Source organism: Protofrankia sp. CiP1_Cm_nod2, from assembly GCF_920664355.1.
Classification (GTDB): domain Bacteria; phylum Actinomycetota; class Actinomycetes; order Frankiales; family Frankiaceae; genus Protofrankia.
Genome location: NZ_CAKKTL010000022.1, coordinates 1 through 17,742, shown reverse-complemented (window position 1 = coordinate 17,742; position 17,742 = coordinate 1). Strand labels below are relative to the sequence as shown.

12 protein-coding genes are annotated in these 17,742 nt (G+C 72.1%); 9 read left to right on the top strand and 3 right to left on the bottom strand.

Annotated features, from left to right (window positions below; translation table 11 throughout):
* Window positions 1–704 precede the first annotated feature (704 nt).
* Together NBW84_RS04205 and NBW84_RS04200 are read left to right on the top strand one after the other, a co-directional pair.
* Window positions 705–2,066, top strand: a complete 1,362-nt coding sequence (locus NBW84_RS04205) for an Ig-like domain-containing protein (protein WP_445548629.1) — start codon at window positions 705–707, stop codon at window positions 2,064–2,066.
* Between the two features lie 179 nt (window positions 2,067–2,245).
* On the top strand, window positions 2,246–6,220 hold the full coding sequence (locus tag NBW84_RS04200) for an ABC transporter ATP-binding protein (protein WP_250281882.1): 3,975 nt from the start codon (window positions 2,246–2,248) through the stop codon (window positions 6,218–6,220).
* Between the two features lie 288 nt (window positions 6,221–6,508).
* Here the strand turns inward: NBW84_RS04200 and NBW84_RS04195 are convergent, their stop codons facing one another.
* From NBW84_RS04195 to NBW84_RS04185, 3 genes are all read right to left on the bottom strand, one after another.
* Window positions 6,509–7,393 carry a TauD/TfdA family dioxygenase gene (locus NBW84_RS04195; protein WP_250281880.1) on the bottom strand — a complete coding sequence of 295 codons (885 nt, stop codon included), beginning with the start codon at window positions 7,391–7,393 and terminating at the stop codon, window positions 6,509–6,511.
* Between the two features lie 733 nt (window positions 7,394–8,126).
* Complete coding sequence (locus NBW84_RS04190) at window positions 8,127–8,777, bottom strand: MBL fold metallo-hydrolase (protein WP_250281879.1); 651 nt, start codon at window positions 8,775–8,777, stop codon at window positions 8,127–8,129.
* 211 nt (window positions 8,778–8,988) lie between these two features.
* Window positions 8,989–10,092 carry an S-(hydroxymethyl)mycothiol dehydrogenase gene (locus NBW84_RS04185; protein WP_250281914.1) on the bottom strand — a complete coding sequence of 368 codons (1,104 nt, stop codon included), beginning with the start codon at window positions 10,090–10,092 and terminating at the stop codon, window positions 8,989–8,991.
* Window positions 10,093–10,488: 396 nt separating this feature from the next.
* On the opposite strand from NBW84_RS04185, the gene NBW84_RS04180 reads away from it, so the two are divergent.
* The 7 genes from NBW84_RS04180 (at window position 10,489) to cmk (ending at window position 17,635) form a co-directional block, all read left to right on the top strand.
* Entirely contained in the window at window positions 10,489–11,475 is a 987-nt protein-coding gene (locus tag NBW84_RS04180) for a ParA family protein (RefSeq protein WP_250281876.1), read from the top strand.
* A gap of 184 nt (window positions 11,476–11,659) precedes the next feature.
* Entirely contained in the window at window positions 11,660–12,349 is a 690-nt protein-coding gene (locus tag NBW84_RS04175) for a Zn-dependent membrane protease (protein ID WP_250281875.1), read from the top strand.
* 217 nt (window positions 12,350–12,566) lie between these two features.
* The gene (locus NBW84_RS04170) at window positions 12,567–13,682 is read left to right on the top strand and encodes a segregation and condensation protein A (protein WP_250281912.1); all 1,116 of its coding nucleotides are present in this window, start codon (window positions 12,567–12,569) and stop codon (window positions 13,680–13,682) included.
* 13 nt (window positions 13,683–13,695) lie between these two features.
* Window positions 13,696–14,415: an SMC-Scp complex subunit ScpB gene (scpB, locus tag NBW84_RS04165; RefSeq protein ID WP_250281873.1), complete on the top strand. Its 720-nt coding sequence runs from the start codon at window positions 13,696–13,698 to the stop codon at window positions 14,413–14,415.
* A gap of 138 nt (window positions 14,416–14,553) precedes the next feature.
* Entirely contained in the window at window positions 14,554–15,300 is a 747-nt protein-coding gene (locus NBW84_RS04160) for a pseudouridine synthase (RefSeq protein ID WP_250281870.1), read from the top strand.
* A 116-nt stretch (window positions 15,301–15,416) separates the two neighbouring features.
* Window positions 15,417–16,544: a prephenate dehydrogenase gene (locus tag NBW84_RS04155; protein WP_250281868.1), complete on the top strand. Its 1,128-nt coding sequence runs from the start codon at window positions 15,417–15,419 to the stop codon at window positions 16,542–16,544.
* Between the two features lie 371 nt (window positions 16,545–16,915).
* Window positions 16,916–17,635, top strand: a complete 720-nt coding sequence (gene cmk, locus NBW84_RS04150) for a (d)CMP kinase (protein WP_445548326.1) — start codon at window positions 16,916–16,918, stop codon at window positions 17,633–17,635.
* The last annotated feature ends 107 nt before the right edge of the window (window positions 17,636–17,742 follow it).

Here is a 17,742-nt window from a genome sequence, read left to right as displayed (position 1 = left end):
GCCTGATCTCCGCTTTTCCGTACCTGTTGGGGCCGAGAACGACTGCCATCGCGCCTCCGTGGTCGGGGGCCGGACCCTTGTGTCGGGCCGGGGTCTTTACCGTGTCGAACTATTGTGTGTCGAACTGTTGCGTGTCGCGCTGTTGTGCTTAGGACTGTTGCGTGTAGGGCTGTTCCGTGTCGGGCTGTTGCGGGCTGGTCCGTCGGCCGGCCCGGCCGGCCCGGCCGGCGCGCCCGCTCGGGGCGACGTTACCCGTCGCCTCCGGGTCACTGGTTGTGACTTCCCGGCGCGGACGAGGCGCCTCGCGTCTCGTCCGGCCAAATCGGTCGCCGAGCGGACGCAACCTCTGAAAGCACTCAGGCGTCGGACGGGACGATGAGGGAGGGGATATGAAGCACTCGCGGAGAAGGTTACTCTCCGCATTCGCGCGTTGTACCAATGGTTATCGTCGTCCGTTTGACACCGGCCATTTCAATGATCAATGCGTCACTGGCCCGGCCGCTGGGTACGGTCCGGCTGTGAATGAGTGGGAGGCACTCAGGACGGGCCGGTCAATGAGGCAGGTTCGTATCCCGGCCCGCCGTATCCCGGTCTGTCGTTCCGCGGCCGGTGGGGTGGGGCCCGGTCCAGTAGGCGCCCGAACCCACGACAAGGACAGCGGCCACACCTTCTTCGGACGGGCGCATCGTTCGGGGCCTTACGGTGTGCGCAGGCCGCCCGGCGCGGGGGGAACGCATGGCGCAGGAGGAGCACGCCCGCACGGCATATCCTCCTCACAACGGTCGCTCATATCGACCGTCGGCGCGGCGCTGCTCGTCTGTATCGCCCTGACCTCGTGCTCACCGCGGACGGACGGGACGGGTTCGGCGTCCGCCCCCGGTGGCCTGGCCGCGCCGACCGCGGCGGCACCGCAGATCACCATCACGCCCGCGGACCGCTCCCAGGGCGTGGCGCTCACCAGCACCGTGGTGGTGCGCGGTAACGCTCCGCTACAGTCGGTGAAGGTGCTGCGGGGGGCGAGCAAGTCCCAGGACACCTCCGCCGGTGAGCTGGCCGGCCAGCTCTCCGCGGACGGCAGGACCTGGACGTCCACCGGCGGGCTCTTCGCGGACACGCAGTACCAGGTGTCGGCGACGACGGTCCCCGCGAACGGCGTGGCGGGCACCGCGACCACGGCGGCCACCTTCACCACGGTGAATCCGGCGAAACCCTTCAAGGTGTCGTGGGAACCGGCCGCCGGGCAGGCCGTCGGTATCGGCACACCCATCACACTGACCTTCAACGCGGCGGTCACCGACCGGGCGGCCGTTCAGAAGCGTCTGATGGTCACCACCGACCCGCCGGTCAACGGCGCCTGGAACTGGGCGTCGAACCAGGTCGTGCGTTGGCGCCCGCAGCAGTACTGGAAAGCGGGGACCAAGGTGCACGTCGAGGCGAATCTCGCCGGGCTGGACGCCGGCGGCAGCCGTTTCGGCGTGAAGGACCGGGCCATGGATTTCGTCATCGGCCCGGCGCAGATCAGTTATGTCGACGCCGCCACCCACACGATGAAGGTATATCGCAACGGCGTCCTGCAGAAGACCATGGCGGTCAGTCTCGGCAAGCCCTCGTCGCCGACCATGGACGGCCCGCACAACGTCCTCGGCACCGCCCAGACGGTGATTATGGACTCCGCGACGGTCGGCATTCCCAAGGGCGATCCGGACTACTACTACGAAACCGTCCAGTGGAACGTGCAGTTCACCAGCGGCGGTGAGTACGTCCACTCGGCGCCGTGGTCGGTCGGCGCGCAGGGGCAGGACAACGTCTCGCACGGCTGCGTGAACGCGTCGCCGGCGGACGCCGAATGGTTCTACCGGTTCAGCCGGCTGGGCGACATCGTCGATGTGCGCAACACCGGCCGGTCGCCGGACACCTCCCAGCTCGGCAACGAGTGGTCGATCTCCTGGAATCGGTGGGTCGCGGGCAGCGCCCTGCCGGTGACGGCCGCGACCACCGCGCCGCCGCCGGCGGACGCGGGCATCGTCGGCGCGGCGGCCAGCCCGCCACCGACGATCCGTTCCTGACAACCGCCGCCGGCCGCATCTGCTCGTCCGGCCGGCGGCGTGGGGCACCGGCCGGACGGCAGGTGCGGCCGGGAAGCGATGATCTCCCGGGATGGTTGGGCTAAAGGTTGTCCCGACCCGACCAGCCATCCGGGGAGATTCGCGCGAACAGCAGCCCGTCCGACCATCACGGCGGCCTCGTGACGCCGGGCTCAACCGGCCAGCCGGCTGGGCCGGCCCAGCCGACACCGCCGGCCCAGCCGACACCGCCGGCCCAGCCGACGTCCGGGCCGGGCTGGCTGCGCCGGCTGGGCGGGTGTGTCCTGCGCTACCGGCGCAACGCGGCCGTGGCCTGCGGCGCGGCGGTGCTGGCCACCGTGCTCGCCGCGATCACGCCACTGATCGAGCGTGGGGTGATCGACAACGTCGTGGTCGGCCACCGGCATCCGCTCGCGCCCTATGTGGCCGCGCTGCTCGCGGCCGGGAGTCTGCGTTTTGCCGCGAGCTACGTCCGCCGCACCACCGGCGGACGTCTTTCCCTCGACGTCCAGTACGACCTGCGGGACGCGGTGTTCGCCGCGCTCGCGCGCTTTGACGGCGTCCGCCAGGACGGGATGCGCACCGGCCAGATCGTCAGTCGGGCCATCTCGGACGTCACCGCCATCCAGGGGCTGCTGTCGTATCTGCCGTGGCTGGGCGGCAACCTGCTGCTGCTCGTGCTCACCATCGCGATCATGGCGGTGCTCTCGCCGCTGCTGACCCTGCTCGCCCTCGCGGTCGGGCCGCTGCTGCTCATGATCGGGCTGCGGGCGCGGCGAACCGTCTTCCCGGCGACCTGGGCCGCCCAGCAACAGGCCGGCGAGGTTGCCGGGGTGGTGGACGAGGCGGTCGCCGGCGTGCGGGTGGTCAAGGGCTTCGGGCAGGAGGAGCGGGAGCTGGCCGGGCTCACCGCGTCCGCCCGCCTCCTGTTCGCGCTGCGCATGCGCGCGGTGACCATCACCAGCCGGTACCTGCCGGCCCTGGCCGCGGTGCCGGCCGTCGGACAGGTCGGGGTGCTGGCGCTGGGCGGCTGGCTGGCGTTGCGCGGCAGCATCAGCCTGGGCACCTTCCTCGCCTTCAGCGCCTATCTCGGCGAGCTCGTCGCGCCGACGCGCATGCTCGCGAACCTGCTGACGGTCGGGCAGCAGGCCCGGGCCAGCGCCATCCGGGTCTTCGAGATCATCGATACCGCCCCGGTGGTGACCGAACGGCCCGGGGCGGTCAGCCTCGGCCGCGCGCGGGGGACGATCGACTTCGACGACGTCACCTTCGGTTACATCCAGGACCGCCCGGTGCTCGACGGATTCCGGCTGCGGATCGAGGCCGGTGAGACCCTCGCCCTGGTCGGGGCATCCGGGTCGGGCAAGTCGACGGTGGCCGCGCTGCTCTCCCGCGTCTACGACATAGACGCTGGCCCCGGTGCTGGCCCCGGTGCTGGCCCCGGTGCTGGTGCCGGTGCCGGTGCTGTCCGTGTCGACGGCCATGACGTCCGGGAGCTGACCCTGGAGTCGCTGCGGGCCCAGATCGGGATGGTCTTCGAGGACAGCTTCCTGTTCTCCGACACGGTCCGTGCCAACATCGCCTACGGCCGGCCGGACGCCGGCGACGCCGAGATCGTCGCCGCGGCGCGGGCCGCCCGGGCGGACGGCTTCATCCGGGACCTTCCCGACGGCTACGACACGGTCGTGGGCGAGCAGGGGCTGACGCTCTCGGGCGGGCAGCGCCAGCGGATCGCGCTGGCCCGCGCCCTGCTCGTCGACCCACCAATTCTGATCATGGACGACGCGACGTCCGCGGTCGACGTCCGGGTCGAAGCCGAGATCCACACCGCCCTGCGGCAGATCATGCGGGGGCGGACCACCCTGCTGATCGCGCACCGCCGTTCCACCCTGCACCTGGCCGACCGGATCGCGGTGCTCGACGCCGGCCGGGTGGTCGACGTCGGCATCCACGAGGAGCTGACCGCCCGCTGCCCGCTGTACACGATGCTGCTGTCCGGGCCGAGCCTCGACCGGGCGGGCGCCGTCCCCGACCAGGCGAGCGACAGCCGTCACCAGGCGGAGCAGGTGGATGCGGACAAGAGCCGGATGAACGGCGGCCGGCCGGTCCCGTTCGCCGGTGCGCTCACACCCCGTATGCGACCGGTGCCGGCTACCTGGGTGGGCGCGGGCCTGGACGGCACGCGGCCGGCCCGCTCCATGCGCGGTGGCCGGGGGGCCGGGTCCGGCGGCCGGGGAGCCGGGTTCGCTGGTGGGCACTTCGGGGACACCCCGGTCACCCCCGGACTGCTCGCCCAGGTGGCCCGGCTCCCGCCCGCGACCGAGCCGGTCCGGGTGAGCGAGACCGACGCCGCCGCGCCCGACCCGGCGTTCTCGCTGCGCCGCCTGCTGCGCGCGGTGCCCGGGCTGCTCGCCGTCGGCCTGCTGCTGGTAGCCCTGGACGCGGCCGCGGGCCTGGCCATGCCGGCGCTGGTGCGCCACGGGGTCGACGCGGGCGTGTCCACGGGCGCGTCGGCGGTGCTGTTCGCGACCTCCGCGGTGGCGCTGGCCGTGGTCCTGGCGGCCTGGGGCGGGCAGGTCGTCCAGGCCCGGGTGACCGGGCGGATGGGGGAGCGGCTGCTGTTCGTCCTGCGGCTGAAGACCTTCGCCCAGCTCCAGCGGCTCGGCCTGGACTACTACGAACGCGAGCTCCCCGGCCGGATCATGACCCGGATGACGACGGACGTGGACGCCCTGTCGACGTTCCTGCAGACGGGCCTGACGACCGCGGTGGTGGCGCTGGCGTCGTTCGTCGGGATCGGGATCGCGCTGGTCGTGCTGAACACGGAACTGGCGCTGGTCGTGCTCCCGATGCTGCCGGTCGGGATCGCGGTCACGCTGGTGTTCCGGGCGAAGTCCTCGGCCGCCTACACCGAGTCACGGGAGAGGGTCAGCGCGGTCAACGCCGCGCTGCAGGAGAACCTGGCCGGCATCCAGGTGGTGCAGGCCTTCCGCCGGCAGGAGCGCAACCAGGACGGCTTCCGGACGCTGGCCGAGCGGTACCGCGCCTCGCGGATGCGGGCGCAGCGGATGATCGCCCTCTACTTCCCGTTCATGGAGTTCTGCTCGGAGCTGGCCGCCGCGCTCGTCCTCGGCGCCGGTGCCGGGCTGGTCGCGTCCGGGTCGCTGACCACCGGCGGGCTGATCGCCTACCTGCTCTACATCAACCTGTTCTTCGCCCCGGTCCAGCAGCTCTCGCAGGTGTTCGACGGCTACCAGCAGGCGAAGGTGGGCCTCCGGCGCATCTGCGACCTGCTGCGTACACCCACCTCCACCCCGCCGGCCCCGGATCCGGTGCCGGTCGGCCGGCTTGCCGGCCGGATCGCGCTCGAGGACGTCTCCTTCCGTTACGCCGGCACCAGCCGTCCCGCGCTGGACGGGGTGAGCCTGCGGGTGGCGGCCGGGGAGACCGTCGCCCTGGTGGGGGAGACCGGCGCGGGCAAGTCCACCGTGGTCAAACTGGTCGCGCGTTTCTACGACGCGACCGGTGGTGCGGTGCGGGTCGACGGCACCGACGTGACCCGGTTCGATCTCGCGGGCTACCGGCACCGGCTGGGGGTGGTCCCGCAGGAGGCCTTCCTGTTCTCCGGGACGGTGCGGGACGCCATCGCCTACGCCCGCCCGGAGGCGGACGACGCCGAGGTGCTGGCCGCCGCCCGCGCCGTCGGGGCGCACGACATGATCGTCAGGCTGCCCGGGGGCTACCGGCATCCGGTCGGGGAGCGCGGCCGGGGGCTGTCGGCCGGGCAGCGCCAGCTGCTGGCACTCGCCCGGGCGGAGCTGGCCGACCCCGACATCCTGCTCCTCGACGAGGCCACCGCGTCTCTCGACCTGGCCACGGAGGCCGCGGTCACCAGAGCCACCGAGCACGTCGCGCGCCGGCGCACCACGCTGGTGGTGGCGCATCGGCTCACCACCGCGGCCCGCGCCGACCGGGTCGTGGTGATGGCCGCCGGCCGGGTCGTCGAGCAGGGCTCCCACACCGACCTGCTGCGCGCCGGCGGCCGGTACGCGCGGATGTGGGCGGAGTTCAACGGGGACGGCGGCCCGGCGCGCCCTGCCCGGGCCTCGGGCCTGGAGCGCGTACCGGAACGGTGACCCCGGATCAGGGATGGTGGGTGACATCCATGTCACTGACATGGATGTCGATAACATCGATGCTGGTCTTTGTGCGCAGGAAGACTTCGTGGTCGGACGGTGATACCGCGTCACCCGCCGATCGTTTTATGGTGGCCCGCCCACGGGCCTCCACGGCCGCCGGGTGGCGGGCAACAGCGGCCCCGGACCAGGCAGGCACTCTCCGCCACCTGATCCGGGCCGCCCGTGTCACCCGGTGCTGTTCGTCGCTGTGTGTAATTTATTGCTGTGTGTTGCTGTCGGCCGGGATCACAGGTCGGCGTACAGTGGCTCCTCGGCGATCAGAATCCGCTCCAGTACCCGTGGGAAGTCGCCGTAGTTGCGTACCGCGTAATGGACGGTGGCACGGTTGTCCCAGAACGCGACCGAACCGGGCCGCCAGGAGAACCGGACCTGGTGTTCCGGCTTCCGGTACTGGTCCAGAACGAGGGCCAGCAGCTCCCTGCTCTCCGACCTGTCGAGCCCGAGAATCGAGGGATGCTGGGTGAAGTTGACCCACAGAATCTTTTCGCCGGTTTCGCGGTGTACCTGGACCACGGGGTGGGACACGATCGGGTAGTCGTAGCCCACGGCGTTCAGCGCGTCTCGGAAGTCGTGGGTGACGTGGCGGCCGGCGAGACGTTCTTTCACGTCGTCGGGCAGCGCGTTGTAGGCGAGCCCGGCGTCGACCCAGATGGTGTCACCGCCGATATCAGGCAGGGTGACCGCGCGCAGCACCGCCCCCCAGGTCGGCACCAGCCGCCAGCTCGTGTCGGTGTGGTAGGCGTCCCAGTTCTCGTCGGCGTCCGCGGTGGCGCGGGCCCGCTCGTAGTCCTTGAAGTCCGCCGCGGCGATCCGGTGGATCGAGGTCGCCTTTCCGGCGTGGTCGTTGAGGGGCGCCTTCGGCCCGCTCGGGTGCGGATAGAGCGGCCCGAACCGCCGGGCGAACGTCTCGTGCTCCTCGCGGGTCAGCTCCTGGTCACGAAAGAAGACGACCTTGTATTTCAGGATTGTCGCCCGGATCTGGTCGCGGACCTCGTCGGGCAGCGGATACCGCAGGTCCACCCCGCTGATCTCCGCGCCGATGGTCGGCTGCAGCGGCCGGACGGCCAGGTCGCCGGCCGGCTGCGCGTCGAGATGGGTGACAGTGCTCACAGCTTGTCCCTTCACCTGTTCCTGACGTGTGTTCCTGACGTGTGTTCCTGATGGCCTGTGGTTCTGACGGCCTGTGGTTCTGGCGGTTCGCCTGAAGTGCCGCCCGAATGGCCGGGCGGGCAACGGGCGCCGACGGCGGACGGCGCTCCACGGCGGGTACACGGAACGCACGGAGCAGCTGACGCGCGGAGCGCATGGAAAAACGACCGGGAATAATCTTCCCGGCTGCTGGACGCACAACTGCCGGATGTGCTGCCCGGGCATCGAAAAATGTCGTCCGGGTCACGGGTGGGATGGCCGGCCAGCAAAACGTAAGCGTCCGGCCCGGGTATTTGTACGGGAGCGCCGGCGGCCTTCACGACACATATTCCGCCAGCACCGGAAAAGAACGGCGAATGAATAGCAGTGGACCGTGCCACAAGCCGTGCGGACACGGTCGGAAAATGCTTGACGGCGGTGCCTGGGCCGGCACCGGGCGTCAGCGACAGTTGGCGCTGGACACGCGCACCAGGTCTACGTAAAGCCGTGTCGTCAGGTCAGCTCCCTGATCCATGAGCTGATTACAACATGTGAGAGAAGTCTGTGTCCATGACCGGCCGGCCCGGGTTTTCAGAGCATGCCGGAGCATGACGGAAAATACCGAAAAATGATGGAAATTACCGGAACGTACCGGCGGGCGATGACGAGCCACCTGGGCGGCTCGGGCGGCTCGGGCGGCTCTTGGGCGGTCCGCTCAGTGGCCGCGCACGATCCACTGGTCGTATTCGAGCGCCTCGGTGCCGATGGTGGTGTCGTCGCCGTGGCCGGTGTGCACCACCGTCTCGCGCGGCAGTGTCAGCAGCCGCCGTCTGATCGAGTTCAGCAGGGTCGAGAAGTCGGAGAACGACCGTCCGGTGGCACCCGGCCCACCGCGGAAGAGGGTGTCGCCGCTGAAGAGGACCGGCTCCCCGTTGATCACCCCGTACAGGCACACGCCGCCCGGGGAGTGCCCGGGGGTGTGCAGGATGTGCAGCCAGCCGCCGCCCGCGATCGGGATCTGCTGGCCGTCCGCGAGCTGGAGGTCCGGTGGGCGGCCCGGGTAGACCATCTCCCAGAGCATCAGATCGGCCTGGCACAGGGCGATCGGGGCCTGCGCCCGCTCGGCGAGCTCCACGGCCGCGTTGATGTGATCGTTGTGGCCGTGCGTCGCCACGATCATCGACACCCGGCGGCCCTCGATCGCGGCCATGATCACGGACGGGTCGTGCGCGGCGTCGATGACCAGCACCTCACTGGCGTCCCCGACCAGCCAGATGTTGTTGTCGACGGTGAAGCTCTGGCCGTCGATCAGGAACTCGCCACGGGTGATGATCCGATCGACCCGCACCCCGTCGTGTCTGGCCACGCGTTCTCCGTTCCCGTCATCGTCGTCGTCCGGTGCTCCCGTGGTGGTCCACGGTCGTCCGCGTGCGTCAGGCCGGTCAACCCCGCCCATTCGGACCGATCATGCCCGATCCGCCCGGACCGGTCGCCAGCGGATCCGGCCGGACCACAGGCGCCGCCGCGGTTCCCGGTACGCCGCGGTTCGCGGTATGCCGTGGTTGGCGGTATGTCGGTCAGAGCCGGACGACGCTGCGCAGCACGCTGCCCTGCCGCATCCGGGTGAACGCCTCCTCGACGTCGCCGAGGCCCACGGTCTCGGTCACGAACCCGTCGAGGTCGAGCCGGCCCGCCCGGTAGAGATCGATCAGGACCGGGAAGTCGCGGCTGGGCAGGCAGTCGCCGTACCAGGACGACTTCAGCGAGCCGCCGCGGCTGAACACCTCGGTCATCGGCAGCTCGAGGGTCATCGACGGGTCGGGGACCCCGACGAGGACGAGCCGCCCGGCGAGGTCCCGGGCGAAGAACGCCTGCCGGTAGGTCTCGGGGTGGCCGACCGCCTCGATGACCAGGTCAGCGCCATTACCGTCGGTAAGCGTTCTGATCGTCTCCACCGGGTCGAGGTCACGGGCGTCGACGGTGTGGGTGGCGCCGAACCGGCGGGCCCAGACCAGTTTGCGCTGGTCGACGTCGACCGCGATGATTTTCCGGGCGCCTGCGAGGGAAGCCCCGGCGATGGCCGCATCCCCCACGCCACCGCAGCCGAACACCGCGACCGTCTCACCGTGGGTGACCGCGCCGGTGTTGACCGCCGCGCCGAAACCGGCCATCACCCCGCAGCCGATCAGCCCGGCGGCCTCCGGCCGGGCCGCCGGGTCGACCTTCACGCACTGGCCGGCCGCCACCAGGGTCGCCTCGGCGAAGGCCCCGATGCCCAGCGCCGGTGACAGCTTCCGGCCGTCGGCCGCGAGCCGCATCGGCTGGGTGGCGTTGCGGGAGTCGAAGCAGTACCACGGCCGGCCGCGCAGACAGGACCGACAGCTCCCGCAGGGCGCCCGCCAGGCGATCACCACGTAGTCGCCGGGCACAAGCGAGGTGACCCCGTCGCCGACGGCCTCGACGGTCCCGGCGGCCTCGTGGCCGAGGAGGAAGGGGTAGTCGTTGGTGATGGCGCCCTCGCGATAGTGCAGATCGGTGTGACAGACGCCGCACGCCTGGACGCGTACCCGTGCCTCCCCGGGCCCCGGGGCGGGGACGACTATTTCCGTCAGGGTGACGGGGGCGCCCTTCTCCAGGGACACCACGCCACGCACAGTCACCGCATCCGTTGTCGCGCCCATCGTCATGCTCCCGTTGTCGTCGTCGACCGCCGGTGGCCCGGACACCCGGCCCCGCCCCAAGCCTGATCGCGCTGTCCCCGGCCGTCCAGACGGGCTGCGGCCCGGCCCGCCCGGACGGCCGCGGCCAGGTTTCGTCGGCCAGGCACCGTTCGCGGCGGGCCGGCAATTCCTGCCAGTGGAAATACGTCCCGCTATAGTTACCAACTGTTATTGAGAGCTGTCTGCCGCTATCGGTGGAACCCAGCCGGGAGCGGACCGGAACAGCGGTGGCGTCGGCGGTGGCGGGCCGCGGCCACCGACCCGGCGGGATGCGTCCGGTCAACTGTCGGTACGCTCCTGTCGGTCCGCTTCTGCTCTCCGCGCACCGATCCGCAAGAAGGGAGCAGGTCCCTCGACATGACCGCCGATACTTCGCCGATGGCGGCCCCGGTACGCCCCCCGTACGGGCGGATGACCGTCGGGGAACCAGCGCTGCCCGATGACAGCCAGCTCGACGCCGCGGACATCCCCGCCGCCGATGGTGACGCCGGCGAGATCGGGCCCACCGGACGCCCACTGCCCGTCTTTCCCGTCCCGCCTCCGCTGGCGACACACGGGCCGGCCTGGGTGGTCGCCATGTGTAACCAGAAAGGCGGCGTCGGCAAGACGACAAGCACGATCAATCTCGGTGCCGCGCTCGCCGAATACGGCCACCGCACCCTGCTGGTCGACTTCGACCCGCAGGGCGCGCTCTCGGTCGGGCTCGGCATCAACCCGATGGTGCTCGAGCACACCGTGCACGATCTCCTGGTCGGCACCGAGTCCGAGATCGGTGAGGTGCTGGTCCCCACCCAGGTCGACGGGCTGGACCTGCTGCCGAGCAACATCGACCTGTCGGCCGCGGAAATGCTGCTCGTCACGGAGGTCGGGCGGGAGCACACCCTGGCCCGCGCCCTGTCCCGGGTGCGCTCGGTCTACGACGTGATCCTCATCGACTGCCAGCCGTCCCTGGGCCTGCTGACCGTGAACGCGCTGACCGCCGCCGACGCCGTCATCGTGCCGCTGGAGTGCGAGTACTTCGCCCTGCGCGGCGTCGCCCTGCTGCTGGACACCATCGACAAGGTGCGCGACCGGCTGAACTCCCACCTGGAGCTCGCCGGCATCCTGGCCACCATGTACGACGCGCGCACCCTGCACGCCCGGGAGGTGCTGGCCAGGGTGGTGGAACGCTTCCCGCACGAGGTCTTCCACACGGTGATCAACCGGACGGTACGCTTCCCGGAGACCACCGTGGCCGGCGAGCCGATCACCACCTACGCGCCCACGTCCGTGGGCGCGGACGGCTACCGGCGGCTGGCCCGCGAGCTGATGGCCCGGCACGCCACCCCGTCCACGACCGGGTGAGCGGCCGGGTGCGCGCGCCAGCCGGACGACCGGCGGCCGGGCGGATGGACGGGCTGGCTGGGTGACCGGCGGGCAGGCCGCGGGCTCCCCGCGGGCTTCCCGCGGACCAGGTGGGTGACGATCGGGATGCGGACGTCCGGGACGCGGGACGAGGACCGGGACGGGATAAGGAACCTGTAGAGGCGTGCTGTTCTACCTGGCCGAACCCGCGGCGCTACTGGGGATCGCTCTCGCGCTCCTCATCGGGATCTACGCTCACGACGGCGCGCAGGTCCTCGCCGCGAGGCTGCTGCGGGACCCCAGCCCGCTGCGCGCCGGCCGCCTGACGGCGTCGCTGAAACACCGGGTCAGCCCGTTCAGCGCGGTCGCCATGCTCATCTCCGGGGTCGGCTGGACCGAGCCGATACCCATGAACGACGTGTGGCGCAAACGGCGCTTCCACGTGGCCGTGGCGGTGCTGGCCGGCCCGCTGGCCTACCTGCTGCTCGCGTTCGTCGCGATCGTCGGGTTCAAGTTCGTCTCCGAACCGTTTCTGCTCGCCGAGGGCGACCGCCTCCTGGAGGTCGACCACGCGGACAGTTTCCTCGCCCAACTGCTGCTGGGGATGGCGGTCACGTTCGGGTCGTTGCTCATCCTGAGTCTCGTCCCCGTCCCGCCGGCGGACGGCGGGCGGGTGCTGTTCCTGCTCGGCCCGCAGTCGCCGAGCTGGCACCGGGCCCACTACCAGCTCCGCGAGAACAACGTCGGCATCGTCATCCTGCTGGTGATCCTGCTGCTGCCGGTGCTGTTCGTGTCGTTCCCCTCGGTCGTCGGCCAGCTCATCCTGCCGCTGCTGCGAGGCCTGGGCGGCATCGTCGGCGTCGACGTCGGTTGAGCGGCCCGGCCCAGACCGTCCCGCCGGCCCGTGGGCAGCCGTCCGCCAGCCCGCACGAGCGGGCCTGTCCGCGCCCGGCGGGCGGCCGGCGGGGCTCGAACGGGCGTGCGGTGCCCTGGGACGGCCCGTGCCGCCGCGGCGGTAGCGTCGTGTCATGGCACGGACCGGGACATCTCCTCGGCCGAGCGTGATCACGCCGGCGCCCGACGCCACCGTGATGCCCGAAACCGGCCCCGCGTCCGCCGGCGGTGCGGCGTCCGAAACCGGCACAGCGCCCGAAGGCGGTACGGCGGCGCCCGGGGCTGTGGCGCCGACCGGCCGCGGTGGGTCCAACAGGTCCTTCGTGGTCGAGCTCGCCAACTTCAGCGGGCCGTTCGACCTGCTGCTGTCCCTGATCGCCAAGCACAAGCTGGACGTCACCGAGGTCGCGCTCTCCCAGGTCACCGACGAGTTCGTGGCCCACATCCGCCGGCTCGGCCCCGGTTTCGACCTCGGGCAGGCCACCGAGTTCCTGGTGATCGCCGCGACCCTGCTCGACCTGAAGGCGGCCCGTCTGCTGCCGGGGGCGATCTCCGAGGACGAGGCGGCGGACCTCGCCCTGCTGGAGGCCCGCGACCTGCTCTTCGCCCGGCTGCTGCAGTACAAGGCGTACAAGGAGGCGTCGCTGCTGTTCGTGGGCCTGATGGCGCTGGAGGGCCGGCACGTCCCCCGGGCCGTGCCGTTGGAGCCGCGTTACGCGCAGGCCCTCCCCGAGGTGCAGATCGGTATCGGGCCGGCCGAGCTCGCCCGGCTCGCGGCCCGGCTGCGGGAGCCTCCGCTGCCCCCGCAGGTCGCCACCGACCACGTCCACCTGCCGAGGATCAACATCCGTGAGCACATGCTCGCCGTGCTGGAGAAGCTGCGTGAGCTCGGCAGCGCGTCGTTCCAGGCGCTGTGCGCGGACTGCCGGCAGACGATCGAGGTGGTCGCGCGCTTCCTCGCCCTCCTCGAGCTCTTCCGGGAGGGCCGGATCGCCTTCACCCAGGAGGTTCCGCTGGGAGAGCTGACAGTGCGCTGGCTGGCCGACAGTGTCTCCACGGCCTCCGCGGAGGCCGACAGTGCCTCCACGGCCTCTGCGCAGCCGTCACGGAGCACGGCGGACGGTACGGACGGCGGCTCGCTCGGTGACGTGTACGGCGGTGTGGGCAACGGCCCGGACCGCGCCGCCGGCGCCCCCACCGGCGTCCCCTGGGAGGCCGGCGCCGCCGGGAGCCCCGACGATCCCGGGGACGTCGACGACACCGAGCGAGCCGGGACCGGCGGGCGCCGGAAACGAGGATCACGACGGCGATGACGAGGGAAGCACAATGACCGCGGAGGCGGATCCGGCCACCGGTGGCGAAACCGTGGCGGCCGGCACCCCGGGCGAGCACGAGCCGGACGGGCGGAGCCCGGACGGGCCGGGCTCGGAGGAACCGGGCCCGGGCGGACGGAGCCCCGAGGAACGGGGGCCGGACGGGCCGGGCGCGGACGACGACGCGCCGCGGCCGCCGCTGCCGGCTCTCGTCGAGGCGATCCTGATGGTGGCGGAGAACCCGGTGCCGGTCACCGAGATCGCGGTGAGCCTGGGCGTTCCCGCTACCGAGGTCGAGCGCGTCCTCGTCGAGCTGGCCCTGGGCTACATCGCCGACGGCCGTGGCTTCAGCCTGCGCGACGTCGGCGGTGGCTGGCGTTTCTACACCAGCGAGGCGTGCGCCCCCTGGGTCGAGCGGTTCGTCCTCGCCGGGCAGAGCCCGAAACTGTCCCAGGCGGCGCTGGAGACCCTCGCGGTCGTGGCCTACCAGCAGCCGGTCAGCCGGGGGCGGATCTCGGCGGTGCGTGGGGTGTCCGCCGACGGGGTGATCCGTACCCTGACCGCCCGCCGGCTGGTCGAGGAGACCGGGACCGACCCCGAGACCGGTGCCATCCTGTACCGGACCACCGACTACTTTCTGGAACGGATGGGCCTGCGGCATCTCGACGAGCTGCCGCCGCTGGCCCCGCTGCTGCCCGGTATCGCCGACGTGGACGACATCGAGGGCCTGTGAACGACATCGAGGGCCCGTGAACGGATGCGGACGGAACGTGCGGGCGGGCCGGGGCCCCGATGGCGGATCGAGGGCAGGACCCATGACGGATCGAGGAACCGAAGAGCCGCCACAGGCTCGCGGACGGGACGGAGGCCCATGACGGCCGGTGACGCGAACGCCGAGGGCGTCCGCCTGCAGAAGGTGCTCGCCGCGGCCGGGGTCGGTTCCCGCCGGCACAGTGAGGAGCTGATCGCCGCGGGCCGGGTCCGGGTGGACGGCCGGGTGGTCGAGGCGCAGGGCATGCGGGTCGACCCGCAGACGGCGATCATCGAGGTGGACGGCGAACGGGTCGTCACCCGCTCGGGCCTGGTGCACCTGGCGCTGAACAAGCCTGTCGGGGTGCTCTCGGCGATGTCGGACGACCGCGGCCGGCCGACCGTCGCGGACCTGGTGGCCGACGCCGGCCCGGGGCTGTTCCACGTCGGGCGGCTGGACGCCGACAGCGAGGGCCTGCTGCTGGTGACCAACAACGGGGAGCTGGCCCACCGGCTGTCGCACCCGTCCTTCGAGGTCGCCAAGACCTATCTGGTCGAGGTCGCGGGGCCGGTCGGCCGGGACGTCCCCCGGCGGCTGCGCGAGGGGGTCGAGCTCGCCGACGGCCCGGTGCGTGCGGACGCCGTCCGGACCGTCGGCTCGGCCGGCTCCCGGGTCATGCTTGAGATCACCCTGCACGAGGGGCGCAACCGGGTGGTGCGCCGCCTGATGGACGCCGTCGACCACCCGGTGCGCCGGCTGGTGCGGACCAGGATCGGCCCGGTGCACCTCGGTTCGCTGCCGGCGGGCCGGACCAGGCACCTCTCCCGGGGCGAGGTCGGCGCCCTCTACCGCGAGGTCAGCCTGTAGCGAGGCCGGCGGGACGCGGGAGGAAGGCCCGCGGGGCGCGGGCGGGACACGCGGGACAACCAGCGGCCAACCCGCGGGAAACACCCATGGGCTGCTGACGAACATATGGTGGCTCGGTGAATGTCACGTCCGGCGCATCCCGGCCCGCCGGCCATGGGCCGCCGCCGCGGCGGGTGGGGATCGTCGGGTCCGGGTTGATCGGTACCAGCATCGGGCTGGCGCTGACCGGGCGCGGCGTCGACGTCCTGCTCGCCGACATCGACGCCGAGCAGGTGAAGGTCGCCGAGGTCATGGGCGCCGGCCGGCCCTGGCACGGGGAGACGGTCGAGCACGCGGTGGTCGCCGTCCCCCCGCACGCGGTCGCCGGGGAGCTGCGGCGGCTGCAGCGGGCCGGGATCGCCGGGACCGCCAGCGATGTCGCGAGCGTGAAGGCCAGGCCGATCGTCGAGGCCGTGCAGACGGGCTGCGACCTGTCGACGTGGTGCCCGGCGCATCCGATCGCCGGGCGGGAGCGCGGCGGCGCGGCCTCGGCCCGCGCCGACCTGTTCGCCGAGCGGACGTGGGTGCTCTGCCCACTGCCGCACACCTCGCCGGCCGCGCTGGCGGCCACCGTCGCGGTCGCCCATGCCTGCGGCGCCATACCGGTGCGCACGACGGCGGACCGGCACGACCAGGCCATGGCCGCCCTGTCCCACCTGCCGCAGGTGGTCGCGAGCCTGCTCGCCGCGGCCACCCCCGATCTCGCCGCCGGCGAGCTGGCGCTGGCCGGCCAGGGGTTCCGGGACGTCACCCGGCTGGCCGACAGCGATCCCGGCCTGTGGTCGTCGATCCTGGAGGGCAACCGCGGCCCGGTCGCGGCCCGGGCACGCGGCCTGGCCGGGCGGCTCACCCAGCTCGCCGACGTCCTCGACCAGGGCAGTGAGCAGGAGGTCATGCTGGCCGTCCGCGCGCTCATGGCCGGTGGCAACGCCGGCCGGGCGCTGCTGCCGCGCAAGGCCGGCGCGGTGTCCCGGCCGTGGGCGTGGGCCTGGGTGGGGGTGGTGCTCGCCGACCGGCCCGGCCAGCTCGGTGCCCTGTTCACCGCGATCGGCGACTGGCAGGTCAACGTCGAGGACATCGCCGCGTTCGAGCACAATCTCGACGCCCCGGCCGGCATCGTGGAGCTCGCCGTCGCGCCGGACATCGTCGACTCCCTGCTGGACAGGCTGGCCACGGCCGGCTGGACCGCCTACCGCCGCTCGTGACCGCCGGCTGTCAGCCACGGCGGGATGGCGGGAGGGCCGCCCTGCCCGGGCGCGACGCCGTCCTTCCCGGATGGACGGCCCCGGGTAGCCTGAGCCGGGTTGACCGCATCGGCGCCGGCTCGGGTGAGCATCCGGGCCGGGCCGGTTTCACCGCGTCGGTTGCCGACAGGTTTCTGGTGTAGACGGGTTTGTGGTTGTGGTGCAGATGTCGCGTCCGGACGGAGGAAACGGTGGAACACGACCGCGGTTGGCGTGAGCCGGTGGTTGCGTCGGTGACCGGCGCCCAGGAGGTGTCCGAAGATGCTGAGGGCCGCCGCGCCGGCTCCGCTGAGCCCTGGCGGCCCGACGGGCCCGCGACGGCCACGACAGGTGTGACGGGCGTGACGTCGCCGCAGCGGCTGGTCCGCGACGGGCTCGTCATCGCGGTGGACGGGCCCGGCGGGTCGGGCAAGAGCACGGTCGCCCGGGAGATCGCCCGCCGGCTCGGCCTGCGGTATCTCGACACGGGCGCGATGTACCGGGCGGTGACCCAGCTCGCCCTGGAGAGCCGGATCGACATCGAGGACCACGACGCGGTCGCCGAGCTCGCGGAGCGGGCGGTGCTCACGATCGGTACCAGCCCCGACAATCCGACGATCGCCGTCAACGGCGAGCCCGTGGACGACCTGATCAGGACCAGGGCGGTGACCAACGCGGTGAGCGCGGTGGCCGCGGTGCCCGCCGTCCGCCGGCGCCTGGTCGCCCGCCAGCAGCAGATCATCGCCGAGGCGTCGCCGGTGGGCATCGTGGTGGAGGGCCGAGACATCGGCTCGGTCGTCGCCCCGAACGCCCCCGTCAAGGTGTTCCTGACCGCCTCGACCGAGGTCCGGGCGCTGCGCCGGTCGCACCAGCTGGGCGAGCGCGGCGTCGACGACGTGGCCCGCACCCTCGCCGAACTCGGCCGCCGGGACGCCCTGGACAGCACCCGCGCCGCGGACCCGCTGGCCGTCCCCGACGACGCGATCGTGCTCGATTCGACCGCGCTGTCCGTCCAGGACGTCGTGGACGAGGTCCTACGGCACTGTGAGCAGGCGTCGGCCCGAGCGTCATGACGACGATCGAAGACCCCCGGGACGGCGCGCCGCGAGCCAGTGCGGCCGGCGTTTCCGCGACCAGCTCTCCCGCAACCGGCGGCCCACGGGACGACGCTTCGCGGGAT